The organism is Bacillus vallismortis (assembly GCF_004116955.1).
GTDB classification, from domain to species: domain Bacteria; phylum Bacillota; class Bacilli; order Bacillales; family Bacillaceae; genus Bacillus; species Bacillus vallismortis.
The window spans coordinates 3,006,732-3,024,417 of the sequence record NZ_CP026362.1; the positions used below are offsets into that span (position 1 = coordinate 3,006,732).

Consider the following 17,686-nt stretch of genomic DNA (forward strand, 5'->3'; position numbering starts at 1 on the left):
CAGATTTCCCTAGGACAGCTGTCCCAGAATATAGGTTAGATCATCTTTTCTTGATGTTGTATACATTTTCAGCGAATTCGATATGTCTTCTACCGATTGGCCTTTTTTCAAATGGGAGCGGATATCGGGTACGTTGAGTCCATCTGTATGTATAATGAACTTTGAACCCTTTTCATAGGTGGCGGTATGCGTTTTGTATTTTTGCGGCTTGCCTGATAAATAGCCTGAAATCGGCAGAGGATAAAAGCTGTCACCAGACGGGGAATGCAGAATAAAACGTACGTTTCCGACGGAGCAGTACGTAAACTGCCTTTGTTCAAAATTGATTTTCAGGATAGAAGCTGTTGCGCCTCTTTTGTGCTTCATCGCCTGATTACAGCGTTCGATAATGCTTTGTACGTCTTCATTCGCATAGTTTTCCACTAAGTCTTTGATGGCTGCAGAAGATTCATTGGCAAGCGATCCGCTTCCAAGCCCGTCCGCTACCGCACAAATTAACTCGTTATCATCAGCTTTCATATAAAAGCTGTCGCCGCAAATCGATTTTCCTTCTTTATTCAGTTGGTATACAAGAGTTTGAATATGCTCGTTTGCTTCAACCTGGATCATTACATTAACTCCATCGAGGGATCTTCAGTCAAGGCCTCTCTGAGCTTCTTCACAGCTTTGCGTTGCAGACGCGAGACGTGCATTTGAGATATACCGAGAATGTCCCCAGTTTCTTTTTGGCTTTTGTTTTGAATATACGTAAGGTCTATGATTTGTTTTTCACGGTCTGAAAGGACATGAAGCACGCTTTGCAGCATCATTTGCTGGTTGACCCGCTCATATCCATCCTCCTGTGAGCCGACAATATCAAGAATTGTGACCGTGCTTCCATCCGCATCCGCTTCAATGCTGTGGTCAACGGACAAGGCTTGATAGCTTTTGCCCATTTCCATTGTTTCCAGAACCTCTTCTTCTGTAACATCGAGAAATTCGGCAATCTCTTCTACTTTCGGCGACCTTTGTGTTTCAGTCGTCAGCTGATCCACCGCCATTTTGATTCTTGGGCCCAGTTCTTTGATTCGTCTCGGCACGTGAACGCTCCACGTCTTATCTCTGAGGAACCGTTTAATCTCACCGATGATTGTCGGAATCGCAAAAGCTTCAAACGATTTGCCGACCACCGGATCGTATCGCTTAATCGCACCCAGCAGCCCGATCATGCCGACCTGGCGGAGATCCTCGTGGAAGCTTTTGCCTTTTGAATATTTTTTCGCAAGCATATCAACTAGATTTGTATAGACCCGCACAAGCGTTTCTTGCGCCTGTTCATCTTGATTTGTTTGGTATTCGCTTATGAGCCGATCGACTTCATCTTTAGTTAGTTTCGTAGTTTTTGATGGTTGTGTCATGATCAACTCGCTCCCCATTTAAATACTTTGTCATCGCTACGGTGACGCCGGAGTGGTTTTGCACTCTGACTTCATCCATAAGCGTTTCCATTAAATATAGACCGAGCCCTCCTTCTGATAATTGATCAACTGTATGCGAAGGTGTGTACGGCCCTAGATCCTGCTGCTTTTGATCGAAATCAAAGCTGTCTCCTTCATCCGCGACAATGACCTCTAAACGGTCTTCGAACACACCGAATCGTATTGACACTTCCCCATTTTTGTCTTCTTTGTAAGCATGCTGCACCGCATTCGTACACGCTTCACTGACTGCGATTTTCAAATCTTCAATTTCATCGTACGTATAGCCCATTCTGCTCGCGACGCCTGACAGCGTCAGCCTTATAATTCCTACATATTCAGGCTGGGCCGGCACTTTCATTTCGATGTAATCAGCGTTATTCTTCATTGCACTCCACCTTCTGACTTTGCAGAAATATCAATAATGTCCTTCAGGCCTGTAATCTCAAACAGACGGATCAGCCGGTCGGAAAGATTTTCAAGCTTCAGCGACCCGCCTTGTTTTTTCACTGTTTTAAAGATGCCTACAAAGACGCCGAGTCCGGTACTGTCCATGTAGCTGACATTTTTCAGGCAAATTCTTAAGTCAGCGCCTTGTTCTGCCAGAGGAACGAGCTTCTCTCTGAGCACTGGAGCTGAGTATACATCAATTTCTCCCGCAATGTTTACTTGTATATCATTCTCGTTTTGTTTCACATCAACATTTATATTCATTCGTATCACCTCAAATTATCCTTCAATTCACTAATTGTTTTATACCCACGGCTGGCCGAAGCTAAACCTTTCTTCTCAAAACAATTAACGTAAAATCATCGTGCAGCTGAAAATCCTGCAATTTGAGGAGGTGGTCATAAATGTTTTTGACCATATCCTGCGCGGAGGAACACATATGTTCCTCAATGAGCTTCTGCAGATCAGGACGCTCCAAGAAACCGTTTTCCGTTCTGCATTCTGTGACGCCGTCAGAAAATAAGACAATCATATCTCCCTTATCAAGATGCTGATCGAATTGCTTGTAATCATAATCCTGCGAGATGCCGAGAACGAGCCCTTTGGCCTCTAAATCGTAAAACGTGTTGTCTTTTTGGGAATAATAGAATCCTGGTTCATGTCCCGCAGAAGCATATGTAAATTGATGCTTATCCATATTGTAATTTGCATAAAGCATCGTAATAAACATACTGGCATCCACATTTTGTTCAACAACCCGATTCAAATTTTTCAGCACCTGAGAAGGGTGTATGCCCGTTTCCGGCAGAGAGTCCATCGCGTATTTGATCATGGACATACAAAGAGCCGCCGGAATGCCTTTTCCGATCACGTCCGCGATTGCAATATTTATGGATTCCTTGTCTTTGACAAAGTGGTAGTAATCACCGCTCATCTGTTTAGCGGGCACACTGATGGCACCGATATCCAGCGCTTCTTCCTGCGGAATCTTTGTCCCGAGCAGCGTTTGCTGAACATTTGCGGCGATTTCAATTTCCGATTTGATTTCCTGCTGTATCCCTCTGAGGGTTTGATGCTCCTGATAAGCCATTCCATATCCAATCATGACTTCTATTAAAAAATCCAGCGAATGAAAAACATCTTCCGGGAGTTTTGGATACAGCTCCTTCAGCACTTTTCGGTGAATGCTGATGATTTCTTCCGGAGGAATTTGATGCTCGATTGTTTTTCGGCTGAATTTTTGGGCTTGATATAAAGATGTTTCTGTTAATTCGGCTATATATCGACTAAGCAGCTGATGATAGCGCTGCTCAATAACCTCCCTAAAATCCACTTTCTTACCTCCTACCGAAGCCATTTAATGGCTTGTATCTCTGTTCCTTCCCCCGATACGGAATTTAAACTGAATTCATCCATCAGCCTTTTGACACCGGGAAGTCCCGCTCCGAGTCCGCCAGACGTTGAAAACCCGTCTTCCATGACTTTACGGATATCAGGAATTCCCGGCCCTTGGTCTTCCGCTATGATTTTCAGGCCCTTTTTTCCTCTGTCAGCGACCTGTTCAATGCCAATCTGGCCTTTGCCGGCATATAAATAAATGTTCCTGGCTAATTCTGAAATAGCCGTTGTAATTCTAGCCTGGTCTACCGTGCCGAAACCCAGTTCTTTTGCAACGTTTCGTCCCAGTTGTCTGGCGGCCACGATATCCCATTCTGTCATGATTTTCACACAGGATTGGTCGTTCATACGCTATTCCCCCAATTCCCGCTTCAATGTCTCAAGCCCCTGCTCTAAATCGAGCGCTGTTTCGATTTCCTCTAGCGCGATGCCAAGTTCAATCAGCGTCACTGCCACAGCAGGCTGAATGCCGGTCAAAACAACTTTGGCCCCCATTAGCTTAGACATTGTGATGACGTCGCCCAGCACTTTGGCGATAAATGAATCAATCATGTCCACAGATGTCAGGTCAATTACGACCCCGTTGGCACCTGTTTCGTATATTTTATTTAACAAATCTTCTTGAAAGGTTAATGCGGTTTGGTCATCCAGTTCCCATTGAATGGACACTAATAAGCAATTATACAGTTTCAAGATCGGGATTTTCGGATGTCTCAAAATATTATTCCCCCAATGAAACGATTTTTCGATCCGTCATTTCCAATGCTGTTTGAATTCCTTTTTGCAGGGTATTCTTAGTAATAACTTGGGATAAATCAATGCCCAGGTTGACGATGGTCTGAGCAATTTCCGGACGGATGCCGGCGAGCAGGCATTTCGCACCGACAAGCCTTACCGCTTCAGACGCCTGAATAATATGATGGGCAACCATCGTGTCAACGACAGGAACACCTGTAATATCAATCAGCACGACTTGTGAGCGATGTTTAACGACGCCGTTAAGAAGATTTTCCATAATTCGCTTAGCACGTTCGGTATCAATCGTTCCGACAAGCGGCATTACGGTGATATTTTCAAACACCGGGATGAGCGGCGCAGAAAGCTCCTGCAGCGCGATTTTTTGCAAGGATACTGTTTTTTCCCACGAGATTGAGTATTGGTTGAAAATTTCTGTATTAATCGGGCTGAAAAAGCGGTCAATCTGCCAGATTAATTCCGTACTCTCTTGATCTGGCAATCTCTTATCGTTCATCTTCGTGTAGAGACGCTTCCAGAATTCAGCAAGCGCCGTAGCCAAAAACTTCAGAGAAAGTCCAATTTGGACGGCTCTCAGTGCCAGTTCGCTGATTTGGCTTTCAGCAGCGCTGTCGTCCTTAACAGACAGCAAAAGAATGTCGATATAGTCTTTAGATATATTTTCATACACTTGGTCAGTCAGCTGATATGACTCTTGTTCGCTTAATTCCTTTAGTGTGTCAGTCCACAGTTGGAGCAGTTCATTTTGATTTTCGGCAATGAACTGGTATACAGTCTGATTCGACATCAAATTCGCTTACCTCCCGATAAAAAACACCATATTTTTTTCGTTATTACCTCATTATATCGTTTATGGTTTTTGAAAACAAAAAAAGTTGCTCTATTTGAGCAACCAGTACATATGTCTAAAAATCAATGAGTGCCAAACTGATTTGTAAGGCTTCATCAACCTTATCCATCATTTCATCATCCAGATGAGTAATCTTATCCGTTAATCTTTGCTTGTCAATCGTCCGAATTTGCTCCAGCAAAATAACGGAATCTCTTTCAAAACCGTAGCGTTTTGCATCGATTTCGACGTGGGTTGGTAATTTCGCTTTCTGTATTTGTGCTGTTATGGCTGCAACAATAGCAGTTGGGCTGAAGCGATTTCCGATGTCATTTTGGATCACTAAAACCGGGCGCACCCCGCCTTGCTCTGAGCCAACAACAGGAGATAAATCAGCAAAATAAACATCGCCGCGTTTCACAATCAAATGATTATCCTCCGCTGACTAAGCGCTCAACTGTCGTTTCAGCCTCGCACTCCGCAAAGTGAGCCTCAGAAGAAATATTCAGGTTGATTTTCGCCATTTCCATATAGCCGCGTCTCATCAAATCACGGTTGTGACGAGTTGTTCGTTCGCTGACATACGCTCTCACTGCTTGTGATATCAGTTCGTTTCTGCTTCGTTTCTCCCGCATCGCTACACCATCCAATTCAGCTACTAGGTTTTCGGGCAAGCTGATTTTCATTTCGGTTCTTGCGCTGGATTCAGACAAAAAACATACACCTCCACCAAACTTACGGATACGACTCTTTTATCCATCCAGTGATAATGATACCATTATTCACTCTTCAAGCAAAGCTGTTTTATGAATTCTCCATTATGAGAGGAGCTATTTGCTTGTATATTCCTGCACTAAAGGATTTCTTACTTCCATTATACTCCCATTTTCCAAAAACATACGGGGAACCCGGGAACTTATTGTACAAGACACCTCATAGTTAATGGTTGCGAGCCTGTCTGCAATCTCGTCCATGGAAATATATTCATCTCCCTGCCGGCCGATTAATGTGGCTTTTGTGCCCGGCGGATATTCCTGATCCAGCTCCACCATAAATTGGTCCATGCAGATCCGGCCCGCGATCTTCAGCCGTTTTCCCTTCACAATGATTTCGGTCCCTTCCAACTTTCGAAGCCAGCCATCCGCATAGCCGACAGGCACCGTTCCGATCCATGTGTCTTTTTCCGCTGTGTATTCCGCTCCGTAGCTGACGCTCTCGCCTTTTTTGATCAGTTTGACATGCGACAGCGTTGAATGCAGGTTGAACGCTGGGCGCAGCTCAAACGGCATTTCGTCCATCATGTCGGCAGACGGACGGAGGCCATACATGCCAATGCCGAATCTGACCGCGTTGAAAAAGCCTTTTTTCAGCCGGAGGCCGGCTGCGCTGTTCGCACAGTGCACCATCAGTTTTTTGAGCGGCAGCGGAGCAATCAGTTCTTTAAAGCGCTCAAACTGCTTGATAAAATAGCCTCTTTCTTTTTCATCCGCTGTCGCAAAATGGGTAAATACCCCTTTGCATTTTAGACGAGGGTTGCGGTCAAGAATTGACATCACGTGATGAACTTCTTCTTCTGTTTTTACGCCAAGCCTGTTCATTCCCGTATCAACCTTTAAATGAAAATGAAGAGAACCTTTTTTCATATGGCGGGCGGCTTCCTGAAGCCATTCAACAGAATAAGCTGTTATGGTCACGTCATATTCTGCCGCGATTGACACATATTCCGGCGGAACCGCGCCGAGCACCAAAATAGGCGCTTTTAAGCCCTTGTTGCGCAGTGAAATCGCTTCATCGAGAATAGCCACCGCCAAGCATGAAGCACCTGCGTCAAGCGCGGCCTTCGCTATTTCTGCATCACCATGTCCGTAGGCGTTTGCTTTCACAACTGCCATCAGGTGGACATGTTCGCCGATATGTTTCTTCATATTGCTGACATTTTCCTTTATCGCGGACAAGTCGATTTCCGCCCACGTATTTCTGTAAAAAGGTTTTGTGCTCATTATGACACTTCCTAGCTTTTATTCAATATCATTTACATATCATACTAAAATTAAAGGCCGAAGGGAAACGATGCAAGACGAAAAAAAGGCCAAATCGCGTTTGGCCTTTGGCGGTTATTTGGATGATTGTCCTTGCATGCTTTTCGCGACGGACACCATTTCCTCTTTTGTAAGATCTTTAGATGAAAGAAGATAATCTACACCATCATACGTCCATGATAATGATGCATCTGACAAGGCGCCGATGGTGTAGCCGAGATTCACCGGTTCGCCGTTCATCTTAACTGAAGAAGAGGCTTTGGCAATCTGGGCTTTTTCCTGAATTAAAGTAAATGATTTTTCTCCTCCGTAGGTCATGATGATCCGCTTCCCGTCTTCAGTTGAAATATCTTTTTCTTCCAGCAGTTTTACGCCAAGCGGAAGTTCAAGCGGAGTTTTGACCGCGAATGTTTCGGATGGCTTCGCGCTTGTAGCAACGTCCATTTGGGAAAGCGTCATATTTTTCTTCTCGTCAAATGATTCTTTGTCGAAATGTTTATTAAATTCGAAGCTGCTGAATTCTACTTTCACCATCACTTTTCGGTCAGTATCCATGACTTTGACAGATGACGGGCTCATATCTTTTTTGTTAAACGTGATTTCTTGCGTTGGCAGCATTTTGTTATGCTGATAGTTCGTTTTTGTTTCAAAAACGTAGTTCTTTTCCTTTGCAGTGAACACCGCATCTGAATCGTTTTGAACATCCTTTACGAGCGATTCAAACAGATAGACCTGGCTGCTGTTGTTCGGCCAGTCGCTTTGAAATCTGAAGCTCTTATTTAAAGACGGCGTGAGAACAAATACTCCGTTTTCGTTTCGTAAAATGACTTGGTTTTGGTCCTTTTTCGGATTCTCTAGATAAACCCTGTACAGAGACGGCTTTTTGTGCCAGATTTCCACATTGTATACTTGAGGCTCACTCCCTGTCTCGATGGTCATTTTCGCTTTTGCTTTGTACGAGGTATATTCTTTCGCCTTTTCATCTAACCCGGTCACAATATCTTGCTGTGTTTTTTGCCCGCAGGCAGAAAGAATAAGGACAGCAAGCAGTCCCGTTAAAAGCAAAACAAAGCTTTTTCTCACCTTTTTCAACCCCTTTTTCTCAATTGATGTAAAAGGAAGAAATCGCTTGTTTGACTTTAACGATACGCTCGGTACACGTAGGCAGAACGGATGCGTACCATAAAAGCCTCAAACAACTCGTCTCCCTTAATGCACTATCAAATATATGAGCGGGGTGTCCCTAATATGCAGACTAGCTTGACAACCTTTCAATCACAACCTGAGCGGCCGCGTATTCCTTTGTATGAGTGATTGATACGTGAACGGCGGCTTGGCTCAGCTTTGCGCAAATGATATATGGCTTGCCATTTTGGTCTTTCTTTATTTCGATATCCTGGAAGCTGAGCTGCTTTCCTATACCGGTGCCAAACGCTTTTGAAAAAGCTTCTTTTGCCGCAAATCTCCCCGCGAGAAACTCGATTTTTCGTTTCTCTGAAAGCCCCTCATAGTGCTCAAGTTCGCTTCGCGTCAAAATCCGCTCGGCAAATCGTTTCTGGCGGCCGGCCGCGGAAGCGATCCGTTTAAGCTCGGTGATATCTAGTCCTATGCCGTAAATCATGGGTGATAACCTCCTTTGCGTACGTACTATTTGAATGGTTTGTCTCATAAACGTGTTACTATAGAAATACCAAAATGAAGAAAAGGGGCTCGGAATGTTTATACGGACAGAAAATTTCCAAACCTTTATCAGGCTTTACCCCGTCATCACCTTTATATTGGCTTTGCAAGCTGTTCTCTGGCTGTTTTTTTCACTTCCTATCCATTCAGTCGTGTTATGGAGAGATACCGTCACAGGCTATAATCTAGGCGTAGCCAACGGTGAATGGTGGCGGCTGATCACACCGGTTTTGCTGCACGCCGGCTTTACCCATCTGCTGTTTAATTCCATGTCGATCTTTTTATTTGCTCCTGCCTTAGAGCGTATGCTGGGAAAAGCGCGTTTCCTTCTTGTGTACGCCGGCTCCGGCATCATCGGCAATATCGGCACATACGTGGCAGAGCCGCTTGATTATGTACATGTCGGGGCCTCAGGCGCGATTTTCGGGCTGTTCGGCGTGTATCTGTATATGGTTGTATTTCGCAAAGAGCTGATCGGGCGCGAGCATTCTAAAATGATTCTCACACTGCTCGCATTTGCCGTTCTCATGTCATTGATCAACTCCAATATTAACATCATGGCCCATTTGTTTGGGCTTTGCGGCGGGTTTCTTCTCTCGTTTTTATGTGTGCAGAAAAAAGAGCGGCGGTATTAACCGTCCGCTTTTTCATAGGAGTACCAATTTAAAATGAAGCCTGCATCCTCTTCACTTACATCCCTCACCGCTAATTCTTCCATATGGCTCGATGATTTTACCGCGGTAGAAATGGTATACAGGCGGCCTTTCTTTTGAAAATAAGATTGGCTCAATTTGCCAATCTGCATGCGCCTTTTCAGCACAATCGCGGTTGTTCTGCCGATGAATCTTGACGTCAGCTGAAGACGCTCCCCGTTGATCGTCCATGCTGCATCCTTATAGGCGAGGTAGCCGAAGAACAATTCAATCGGCAGCAGGATGATCGACAGATAGCCCCATGGCTGAAAGAAGATACATAATGGGATGATCAAAAAAAGTGAAAAAATGACGGAGCGGAATAAATAACGTTTCAACGCGCGCCGCGGCAGACGGCGGACGTTTTCTTCCAGCGTGTATTCCGGCGTAAATGTCTGAAGCATGCGCGAAAGCTTCTTTTTATGAATCATCGGAAAAAGAATCGTCAAAGCGCCTTCTTCTTTTTCCCGATCGCCGCCTCCCGCGCTGACGATGGACACCGTCACATAGCCGAAAAGCTGGCGGATGATATTTTCTTTGATTTTAATGGCTTGTATTTTTCGGAGCGGAATCGTGACTTGATGTTTTTCAATAATCCCTCTTGAAATCACTAACTCCTGCTCTTTTTTTATAATTTGAAAGTTCGCGTATTTAAACATCATACCGGCGATGCTGAACATCCAGACGATAAACAAACCGATAAAAATGAGCACCGCATAAATGCCGATGCCGGCGTGCTGAAGGAAGGAAAATTGATCAAAAAACCAATCCATCGGAAGCACTTCGTCAAGCTGAGAGATAAGCGCAAATAGAGCGGAGATGATCACTCCGATTCCGCCGGAGGTAGAGGCGGCCATGAGCAACTCTTTCATGCTCATGCGATAGTGCTCTTGCGGTTCAGCTTCAAGAGTCTGCTTCTGCTCAGCTTCCAGCAACTGTTCATCGGGTTCGCTTTCATGGCTTTTTGCTTTTTTCTTAAAGACGGCTTCCTTGATGCGTTCAGCTTCTTCTACAGAAATAGCGGAAAGTACAGCTTCCGCCTCCTTGCCTCCGCCTGCCGTTTCAATTTGCAGTTTCACAAGCTTAAAGATTTGCTGGATCACGCCCGCGCTCGTATTCATCGTTTGAATCCGATCGATCGATATGTATCGCTTTTTCGTGACAAACAAGCCTTCTTCAATTCTGAATTCGTCATCTTCGATTCGATAGGTAAACCTTCTCCATTTGATAATGCTTGCGGCAACAAGCCAGATAAACAGCACACCGAGCGCAATGGCGCCGTAAAAACGGACAGTATTGTTCGAATTGACGATATATACAAAAAAGAAAGGCAGAATGATATTTTTTATTGTTTGAATAATGGTATGGCCTAAATTCAAAATGACTGCCGCAGGGTGCAGGCGTTTCGGTTCAGACATCATCTTCAGTCACCCTTGCCAGACGGGAAATGGAGTCTCTCAGCCGATCCGCTTCCCCCATCTCTAAAGCGGGAATGGAATGAACGGTCGCGGCCGTGGAAATTTTCACTGTTGCCAGGTTGTACTTTTTCAATAACGGCCCTTGTGACGTATCGACGTGCTGAACCCTGACCATAGGGACAATCACACGCGTCACCACAAAAATACCTGACTGAATATCTATTTCATGTTCATGGACTTCATAGCGCCATACTTTATGACGGATTTTCGGAATGATAAAGACCGTCACAATCGAACCCAGCAGCCAAATCCCGCCGAGCACGCCGCTGATCCAGTACGGCCAATGAAAATAATAGCTTAACACTGCCACTGCAATGACGATGAGCAAGCAGACAGCGGATACGATGATCTCTTGAAGTCGCCATACCTTTAATCCGTCAGGACTGATTTGGTTTTTAGGCTGCTCTCTCAAAATAACTACCTCCCGTTTTTTCTTCGTTACTTATACGTCTCTTATACAGAAAGGTTTCATTCTTAAGCATACAGAGAAAAACGGCTTCCGTCAGCTGAAAGTTTGCTGAGGTGCCAAAACATGAACATAAAAAAAGCCCAAAACGACATGTTTTGGGCTTCTAATCGATAGGATTAGTAAGATTTTTTCTGGCGTCTGTCACCTGAAGAACGGCGATCATTTGAACGCTTTTTGTCGTAGGAAGAACGGTTGTTGTTTTTCCCTTTTCCGCCGCGATAGCCGCCGCCTTGACCGTCTCTGCGTTTAGAAGAGCGCTGGTTTTTGTAGCGTTTGCTGACCATCGGCGCTTCGTCTGTTAAGCGAACCGGTGTGTCGTCCGGCTCTTTTGTAGACATTTTGATAGCCGCCGCAACCACTGTCACTGCATCATGATCTTCAAGCAGCTCAGCTGCCGCTGTCATGTAGAAGTTCAGGTTGTTTTCACTGATTGCCGTACGAAGGCGTTCAACCGTAACCTGTTGCTGGCCTTCCAACGCTTCATCAAGTGTAGGCTCCTTCATGCGGTCCATTTTGCGTTTTGTTGTTTGTTCAATTGCGCGAAGCATGCTTTTCTCGCGCGGTGTAATGAACGTCATCGCCATACCTGTTTTTCCTGCGCGGCCTGTTCTTCCGATACGGTGAACGTAGCTTTCAGGATCTTGAGGCACGTCGAAGTTGTACACGTGTGTAACACCAGAGATATCAAGTCCGCGAGCGGCAACATCTGTTGCAACAAGAACTTCGATTGCGCCTTCTTTAAATTTGCGAAGCGCAACCATACGTTTCGCCTGCGTTAAATCACCGTGAATGCCTTCAGCCGCATATCCGCGAAGGTTCAGAGCTTCAGCCAGCTCATCGACACGGCGTTTTGTACGTCCGAATACGATCGCAAGCTCAGGAGACTGAATGTCAAGAAGACGAGTCAGTGTGTCGAATTTTTTGCGCTCTTGCACTTCTAAATAGAACTGCTGAATGTTAGAAACCGTCATTTCTTTTGCTTTTACTTTTACGTGTTCCGGCTCAGTCATGAAGCGCTCCGCAATACGTTTGATCGGCGCTGGCATCGTAGCAGAGAACAGAAGTGTCTGATGCTCGCTCGGCACGTTTGAAAGAATAGATTCAATGTCTTCAATGAATCCCATGTTCAGCATTTCATCCGCTTCATCCATTACAACAGTGTTTACATTGTTTAAACGAATTGTGCGGCGGTTGATGTGGTCAAGAAGACGCCCAGGTGTACCCACAATGATATGCGGATTTTTCTTCAACGCCCGAATTTGCCGTCCAATATCCTGGCCGCCGTAAATAGGAAGAACCTTCGCACGCTTATCGTTTCCGATTTTATATAATTCTTCAGATACTTGAATGGCTAATTCACGGGTTGGCGCGATTACGATTGCTTGAATATTAGGAGACTCGGGGTTAATTTTTTCAACAAGGGGTATACCAAACGCAGCTGTTTTACCTGTACCTGTTTGCGCTTGTCCAATGACGTCTTTATTTGAAAGTCCGAGCGGAATCGTTTGTGCCTGGATCGGCGTTGCTTCTTCGAATCCCATACGATTAATTGCTTTCATGAGATCAGAACTTAAATTAAAATCTTGAAACGTTATAGTCAAATTATTCAAACTCCTTCTAATTGCTGTGTCAGTAATGTCGTGATTTACCACTAAAAACTGCCCTTTCCACAAAAAGGACAGGTCCGTACGTATACAAAGCCCGAATTACTTCTAAGTTTTATCTTACCATTACACTATTTGTTTTTCAATAAAATGAGAAGCAGATCGGCTTCTCCAATATGCCGGCTGCTGTTCCATCCGCTCCCAAATGTCCGGCGGGAGAACTTCTGGCGGGCGAATGGAAGTCCGGACAAATATTTTCGTATCGCAAAATAACCTGTCATTATTGTATCATAGCCGCGGCCAGCCAGATATACATTATTTCAGGCCGGCATATATTAGTGTTTGCACATCATTCTATTTTATGATGCAATATGCGTTTTTTTCGCAGGATTTTTTCTTATGAAAGCGGGCTGTCTATTAAATCTTTAACGATTTCTTCAAGCTTCATACCTCTGGACGCTTTGAATAAAATCAAATCCCCTTTTGACGCGCTTTCCTTCACGGCTTGAAAGAGATCTTTTTTCTCGGTGAAGTGGCTGACGCGTTCTTTCTCAAAGTGGTTCAGTGCGCCTTCCGCAATAAAAGCGCCCAGCTTTCCGTACGTAAAGACGCGGTCGATTTTTTCAGGGCTGATGACAGCACCGCACTCTTTATGGAATGTTTCTTCAAGATCACCGAGCTCAAGCATATCGCCGAGCACAAGCATTTTTTTTCCGTAGCCTTCAAGGCTTTCTGTCAATTGAATGGCAGCCTTCATGGAAGTCGGGCTGGCATTGTAAGCGTCATTGATAATCGAAAGGCCGCTGTCTGTTTTGATGAGTTCAAGTCTCATGCCGGTTACCTTTAGTCCGCTCAGTCCTTTTGCCGCATCCTCAGCTGTGACGCCGAAATAAGCTCCTGCTGCGATCGCAGCCATAGCGTTCATGACATTGTGCTTCCCGAGCACCGGAATAAAAAATGTTTTTTCCATCCCTTTGATTGTAAAATGGGTTCCCGCTTCACTCTGGTCTACATCCTGAAGCTGGTAATCGTTTTGCCCTCCCGATCCGTACGTTGTCGTTTGGCAGCTGTATGCTTTTTGAAGGAGCGGTTCGTCCCCGATATAAATCAGCACTCCGTCTTCTTTAAGCCCGTTAATGATTTCAAGCTTCGCCTCCGCGATGCCCTCTCTTGAGCCAAGGTCTTGCATGTGGGATTCGCCAATATTCGTAATCACAGCCGCATTCGGGTTTGCCAGGCGGCTCAGAAGATCAATTTCCCCTTTGGCGCTCATTCCCATCTCCAATACGGCGATCTCCGTATTTTCAGGCATGGCTAAAACCGTCAGCGGCAGGCCGATGTGATTATTAAAGTTTCCTCCTGTTTTGTGGACACGGTACCGGGTTCCCAGGACGGCGTGAATCATATCTTTGGTTGTTGTTTTGCCATTGCTTCCGGTTACCCCGATGACACGCGTGCCAAGCTCCTGCAAATATGCTTTTGCAAGCTGCTGAAGGGCGGAAAGGGTATCGTCAACTAAAATGACGGCTTGATTCTCGGGCGGATTTGGTTCTGACCGATCCCAAAGAACAGCCGCTACACCGGCTTCAAAAGCCTGCTGCACAAAAGTGTGCCCGTTAAAATTCTCCCCTTTCAGCGGAATGAAAAGTTGATGCTGTTCCAGTTTTCTTGTATCAGTTGCCACTCCATGAATGACTGTTTGTTCATATTGCGGATTTGTCAAAGTGCCTTTGACCATGTCTGCAATGCTCTTTATAGTTCGCTTTATCAAGTGAGGTCCCTCTCTTTCTTTTGTATACGGGAAAAGACACTGCCCTCTTACCGGCAGTGTCCATCTTCATTAGAATGTATGCTTAATCAATTGTTTTTCAGCGTGGCGTTCTTTTGCAAGCTCCACAAGCTGTTCAATAAGGTCCGCGTACTCTACCCCTGCCTCTTTCCAGAGCAGCGGAAACATGCTGAAAGGAGTGAAGCCGGGCATCGTGTTGACTTCATTGATCAGAACTTCGCCGTCAGCTGTCAAGAAAAAGTCCGCTCTGACAAGTCCTGAACCATCGATCGCTTTAAACGCCTGAATCGCCATATCACTGATTTTCGCGTATTCCTCATCGGTCACACTCGCCGGAATCACTAGGTCAGTATCTCCGTCCTCATATTTCGCTTTGTAATCGTAGAAATCTGTCTTCGGTGCGATTTCTCCCACAACAGAGCATTTAGGATCATCATTACCGAGTACGCCGATTTCGATTTCACGGCCGTTAATTCCTTCTTCAACGACAACTTTGCGGTCATATTGGAAGGCAAGCTCGAACGCTTTTTGCAGTTCTTCACGGTTTCGGCATTTGCTGATTCCGACACTTGAGCCAAGGTTCGCCGGTTTTACGAAGCAAGGGTACCCTAATTCCTCTTCGACCTGCTCACAGCTTTCTACCGGAGAACGAGTCCAGTCTTTCTTAAGAAAAGCTGCGTATTTGGCCTGAGCAAGGCCGGCTTGCGCGAATAAATGTTTCATGACAACTTTATCCATGCCGGCTGAAGAAGCAAGCACACCGTTGCCGACATAAGGAATATTCAACAGTTCAAGCATCCCTTGAATCGTACCGTCTTCTCCGTTCGGTCCGTGGAGGAGCGGGAATACGACGTCGATGGTTTCATTTTGCTGTGACACTTCCTGCGGAAACATCTCCTGATTCAGGGCAGCCGGAGAAAAAGCGCTGCCTCCTTGCTCAAATTGAAGCATTTTCACGTTTGAAACAGGTTCAGTTAAACGGGCGCCTCTTACCCATTCGCCTTTTTCAGTTATATAAATCGGATGTATATCAAACTTCTCAGTATTAAGCGCTTTGATTACAGCCAGAGCCGTCTGCAGTGAAACATTATGTTCAGCTGACTTTCCTCCGTACACTAATCCTAGACTTGTTTTCAATGGATACTCCCCCCACTACAATTCATCTTTACTATCTTATCACTTTCACGAGAAAATGATCTAATTATTTTTGGGCATGCTGATGCTGAATGCATTTGTATGTAATTCCTTTTTATTTTATATTAAAATGGCATTGAAAAGGAGATGTGACATATGAAAAAAATCACGACAAACGAACAATTTAATGAACTGATTCAATCTGATAAAGAAATTATTGTGAAGTTTTATGCAGATTGGTGCCCAGACTGCACACGCATGAATATGTTTATCGGCGATATTTTGGAAGAGTACAATCAAAACGATTGGTATGAGCTGAATAGGGACGACCTTCCTGAGCCGGCCGAAACATACCAGGTAATGGGCATTCCCAGCTTGCTAATCTTCAAAAACGGTGAAAAAACAGCTCATCTTCACAGCGCTAATGCCAAAACGCCTGAAGAAGTGACTGAATTTTTATCTGAACATATAAGCTAATTCGTTAAACAGCCTTATTTTATGTCGTCGGGCTCTACATGAACATGAACATGAGTGACATCGTGTTCATGTTTTATTTTGTCTTCTACTTCATCCGCCACTCCATGGCCTTCTTCTACTGTAAGCTTCGGATCCACCGTAATGACCATCTCGATATGAACAGTGCTGCCTAAATACCTCGCTTTCACATCCTTTAGCCGATGTACATTCTCAATCCTGCCGACGGTCTGTTTGTAAGGCTCAAGATCTTTTAAGTGAAAGCCGTCTGTTAACGAATGTGAAGCGTCTTTAAAGATATCCCACGCCGTCTTGCAAATGATGATGCCGATGATAAAAGCCGTTACCGGATCGATCCACGGCAGCTGCAGCTGCGATGACACCACACCGATAAACGCTCCGGCACTTACAAAGGCGTCTGACCTGCTATCCTTTGCCGCTGCCATCAGAGCTGAGCTTTTAATGGATGCCGCCAGCCTTTTGTTATATAAGTAGATGCCATACATAAACACAGCACTGCCTAACGCCGTCCATGCAGCGATAAGACTTGGCGTTTCCGTTGTTCCGCCCGCAATCGCTCTTCCTCCGCCGATCAACACTTCAATGCCGACAACCATCATAATAAAAGACGCAACAAGGGATGAAATCGTTTCAGCCCGATAATGGCCATATGGATGATCGTTGTCAGCCGGTCTTTGAGAAATGCGCAATCCAATCAGTACTGCTACCGATGCTACAATATCAGTTCCATTATTTAATCCGTCTGCTCTCAGCGCTTCAGAATGATAGAGAATCCCAACAACCAGCTTCACAACAGCAAGGATGAGATATGCGAAAATATTAAGGAGCGCCCCTTTTTCTCCCTTTTTCAGATTTTTTGTCCGCTCCATTGAGTACCAGCCTCCATTCTGTTACATAGTATGGTTCAAAACGCAAAAAATACAGCAGTATTCAATACGAGGGACAATTCGACAGCAAATTATTGCCCGGGAAACTTTTTGTCGATCTGTTGAATATTTGCAGATTGCCGAAAAGATAGGACTGTTTTCACCTTTACAGGCGATTCGGAGCAATGTATACTGTTGTTAATTGATAATGATTATCAATATCGTTTGGTGGAGGTTGGTGATCCAATGACACCTCAGTCTGCAGAAATCAGAAAAAAACAGCTCATTCATCTGTTAATACAGAATGGTATATACAAAAAGTCAACGCGTCATTTATATGAATTGTCGCTGACAGAGTTAGAAAGCGAATACAAACATGTCAGGAGGGCACCAGAGCATGCCGAAACGTAAAGTGAAAACCTACCAACAGCTGATCCAGGAAAACAAAGAGGCAATTATGGGCAATCCGAAGCTGATGAACGTCATTTATGACAGAATCGACCGCAAGCATCAAAAAAACGTGCAAGAGCAAAGCAATACATAAAAAAGA

General features: G+C 44.8%; 24 protein-coding genes. 4 read left to right on the forward strand and 20 right to left on the reverse strand.

Annotation, left to right across the window (positions count from 1 at the left end; all coding sequences use genetic code 11):
• Window positions 1-9: 9 nt before the first annotated feature.
• The 13 genes from rsbX to acpS form a co-directional block, all read right to left on the reverse strand.
• On the reverse strand, window positions 10-609 hold the full coding sequence (rsbX, locus tag BV11031_RS15920; RefSeq protein ID WP_010331246.1) for a phosphoserine phosphatase RsbX: 600 nt from the start codon (window positions 607-609) through the stop codon (window positions 10-12).
• Entirely contained in the window at window positions 609-1,397 is a 789-nt protein-coding gene (gene sigB / locus BV11031_RS15925; RefSeq protein ID WP_010331247.1) for an RNA polymerase sigma factor SigB, read from the reverse strand. The genes rsbX and sigB overlap by 1 nt, the downstream gene beginning before the upstream one ends.
• Window positions 1,363-1,845, reverse strand: coding sequence for an anti-sigma B factor RsbW (gene rsbW / locus BV11031_RS15930; RefSeq protein WP_003234299.1), 483 nt, complete (start codon window positions 1,843-1,845; stop codon window positions 1,363-1,365). Before rsbW ends, sigB begins: the two co-directional genes overlap by 35 nt.
• The gene (rsbV, locus tag BV11031_RS15935) at window positions 1,842-2,171 is read right to left on the reverse strand and encodes an anti-sigma factor antagonist RsbV (protein WP_010331248.1); all 330 of its coding nucleotides are present in this window, start codon (window positions 2,169-2,171) and stop codon (window positions 1,842-1,844) included. Before rsbV ends, rsbW begins: the two co-directional genes overlap by 4 nt.
• 61 nt (window positions 2,172-2,232) lie before the next feature.
• Window positions 2,233-3,240: a phosphoserine phosphatase RsbU gene (gene rsbU, locus BV11031_RS15940; RefSeq protein WP_010331249.1), complete on the reverse strand. Its 1,008-nt coding sequence runs from the start codon at window positions 3,238-3,240 to the stop codon at window positions 2,233-2,235.
• Window positions 3,241-3,251: 11 nt separating this feature from the next.
• Window positions 3,252-3,653: a serine/threonine-protein kinase RsbT gene (gene rsbT / locus BV11031_RS15945; RefSeq protein WP_003240352.1), complete on the reverse strand. Its 402-nt coding sequence runs from the start codon at window positions 3,651-3,653 to the stop codon at window positions 3,252-3,254.
• 3 nt (window positions 3,654-3,656) lie between these two features.
• A complete protein-coding gene (gene rsbS, locus BV11031_RS15950) occupies window positions 3,657-4,022 on the reverse strand; it encodes an RsbT antagonist protein RsbS (protein WP_003225190.1) in 366 nt (121 codons plus the stop codon).
• A 4-nt stretch (window positions 4,023-4,026) separates the two neighbouring features.
• Window positions 4,027-4,851, reverse strand: coding sequence for an RsbT co-antagonist protein RsbRA (gene rsbRA / locus BV11031_RS15955; RefSeq protein WP_082022754.1), 825 nt, complete (start codon window positions 4,849-4,851; stop codon window positions 4,027-4,029).
• 115 nt (window positions 4,852-4,966) lie between these two features.
• A complete protein-coding gene (gene ndoA, locus BV11031_RS15960) occupies window positions 4,967-5,317 on the reverse strand; it encodes a type II toxin-antitoxin system endoribonuclease NdoA (protein ID WP_003156187.1) in 351 nt (116 codons plus the stop codon).
• Between the two features lie 4 nt (window positions 5,318-5,321).
• Entirely contained in the window at window positions 5,322-5,603 is a 282-nt protein-coding gene (gene endB, locus BV11031_RS15965) for a type II toxin-antitoxin system antitoxin EndoAI (protein ID WP_003225183.1), read from the reverse strand.
• Window positions 5,604-5,720: 117 nt separating this feature from the next.
• Complete coding sequence (gene alr, locus BV11031_RS15970; RefSeq protein ID WP_010331251.1) at window positions 5,721-6,890, reverse strand: alanine racemase; 1,170 nt, start codon at window positions 6,888-6,890, stop codon at window positions 5,721-5,723.
• A 114-nt stretch (window positions 6,891-7,004) separates the two neighbouring features.
• Window positions 7,005-8,021, reverse strand: coding sequence for a LolA family protein (locus tag BV11031_RS15975; RefSeq protein ID WP_082022756.1), 1,017 nt, complete (start codon window positions 8,019-8,021; stop codon window positions 7,005-7,007).
• A 163-nt stretch (window positions 8,022-8,184) separates the two neighbouring features.
• The gene (gene acpS, locus BV11031_RS15980) at window positions 8,185-8,550 is read right to left on the reverse strand and encodes a holo-ACP synthase (RefSeq protein WP_010331253.1); all 366 of its coding nucleotides are present in this window, start codon (window positions 8,548-8,550) and stop codon (window positions 8,185-8,187) included.
• A 94-nt stretch (window positions 8,551-8,644) separates the two neighbouring features.
• Here acpS and BV11031_RS15985 point away from each other — a divergent pair, with 94 nt between their 5' ends.
• A complete protein-coding gene (locus tag BV11031_RS15985; protein WP_010331254.1) occupies window positions 8,645-9,244 on the forward strand; it encodes a rhomboid family intramembrane serine protease in 600 nt (199 codons plus the stop codon).
• Here the strand turns inward: BV11031_RS15985 and BV11031_RS15990 are convergent.
• From BV11031_RS15990 to BV11031_RS16015, 6 genes are all read right to left on the reverse strand, one after another.
• Window positions 9,241-10,722, reverse strand: coding sequence for a PH domain-containing protein (locus BV11031_RS15990; RefSeq protein ID WP_010331255.1), 1,482 nt, complete (start codon window positions 10,720-10,722; stop codon window positions 9,241-9,243). The two genes, BV11031_RS15985 and BV11031_RS15990, sit on opposite strands and share 4 nt — an antisense overlap.
• Window positions 10,712-11,191: a PH domain-containing protein gene (locus BV11031_RS15995; protein WP_010331256.1), complete on the reverse strand. Its 480-nt coding sequence runs from the start codon at window positions 11,189-11,191 to the stop codon at window positions 10,712-10,714. The genes BV11031_RS15990 and BV11031_RS15995 overlap by 11 nt, the downstream gene beginning before the upstream one ends.
• A 173-nt stretch (window positions 11,192-11,364) precedes the next feature.
• Window positions 11,365-12,849 (reverse strand): degradosome RNA helicase CshA, encoded by a 1,485-nt coding sequence (gene cshA, locus BV11031_RS16000; RefSeq protein ID WP_010331257.1) that lies wholly within the window; start codon window positions 12,847-12,849, stop codon window positions 11,365-11,367.
• Window positions 12,850-12,983: 134 nt separating this feature from the next.
• On the reverse strand, window positions 12,984-13,133 hold the full coding sequence (locus tag BV11031_RS16005) for a hypothetical protein (RefSeq protein ID WP_241210334.1): 150 nt from the start codon (window positions 13,131-13,133) through the stop codon (window positions 12,984-12,986).
• A 116-nt stretch (window positions 13,134-13,249) separates the two neighbouring features.
• The gene (locus BV11031_RS16010; RefSeq protein ID WP_129550791.1) at window positions 13,250-14,623 is read right to left on the reverse strand and encodes a UDP-N-acetylmuramoyl-tripeptide--D-alanyl-D-alanine ligase; all 1,374 of its coding nucleotides are present in this window, start codon (window positions 14,621-14,623) and stop codon (window positions 13,250-13,252) included.
• A 69-nt stretch (window positions 14,624-14,692) separates the two neighbouring features.
• Entirely contained in the window at window positions 14,693-15,778 is a 1,086-nt protein-coding gene (locus BV11031_RS16015; protein WP_010331258.1) for a D-alanine--D-alanine ligase, read from the reverse strand.
• A gap of 153 nt (window positions 15,779-15,931) precedes the next feature.
• Here BV11031_RS16015 and BV11031_RS16020 point away from each other — a divergent pair, with 153 nt between their 5' ends.
• Entirely contained in the window at window positions 15,932-16,252 is a 321-nt protein-coding gene (locus BV11031_RS16020) for a thioredoxin family protein (RefSeq protein ID WP_010331259.1), read from the forward strand.
• Window positions 16,253-16,266: 14 nt separating this feature from the next.
• Here the strand turns inward: BV11031_RS16020 and BV11031_RS16025 are convergent, their stop codons facing one another.
• Window positions 16,267-17,139 (reverse strand): cation diffusion facilitator family transporter, encoded by an 873-nt coding sequence (locus BV11031_RS16025; RefSeq protein ID WP_010331260.1) that lies wholly within the window; start codon window positions 17,137-17,139, stop codon window positions 16,267-16,269.
• A gap of 243 nt (window positions 17,140-17,382) precedes the next feature.
• Between BV11031_RS16025 and BV11031_RS16030 the strand changes: the two genes are divergently transcribed.
• Both BV11031_RS16030 and fbpB read left to right on the forward strand, forming a co-directional pair.
• Window positions 17,383-17,547, forward strand: a complete 165-nt coding sequence (locus BV11031_RS16030; RefSeq protein WP_010331261.1) for a Fur-regulated basic protein FbpA — start codon at window positions 17,383-17,385, stop codon at window positions 17,545-17,547.
• Window positions 17,534-17,680 (forward strand): Fur-regulated basic protein FbpB, encoded by a 147-nt coding sequence (gene fbpB, locus BV11031_RS16035; protein WP_010331262.1) that lies wholly within the window; start codon window positions 17,534-17,536, stop codon window positions 17,678-17,680. The genes BV11031_RS16030 and fbpB overlap by 14 nt, the downstream gene beginning before the upstream one ends.
• The last annotated feature ends 6 nt before the right edge of the window (window positions 17,681-17,686 follow it).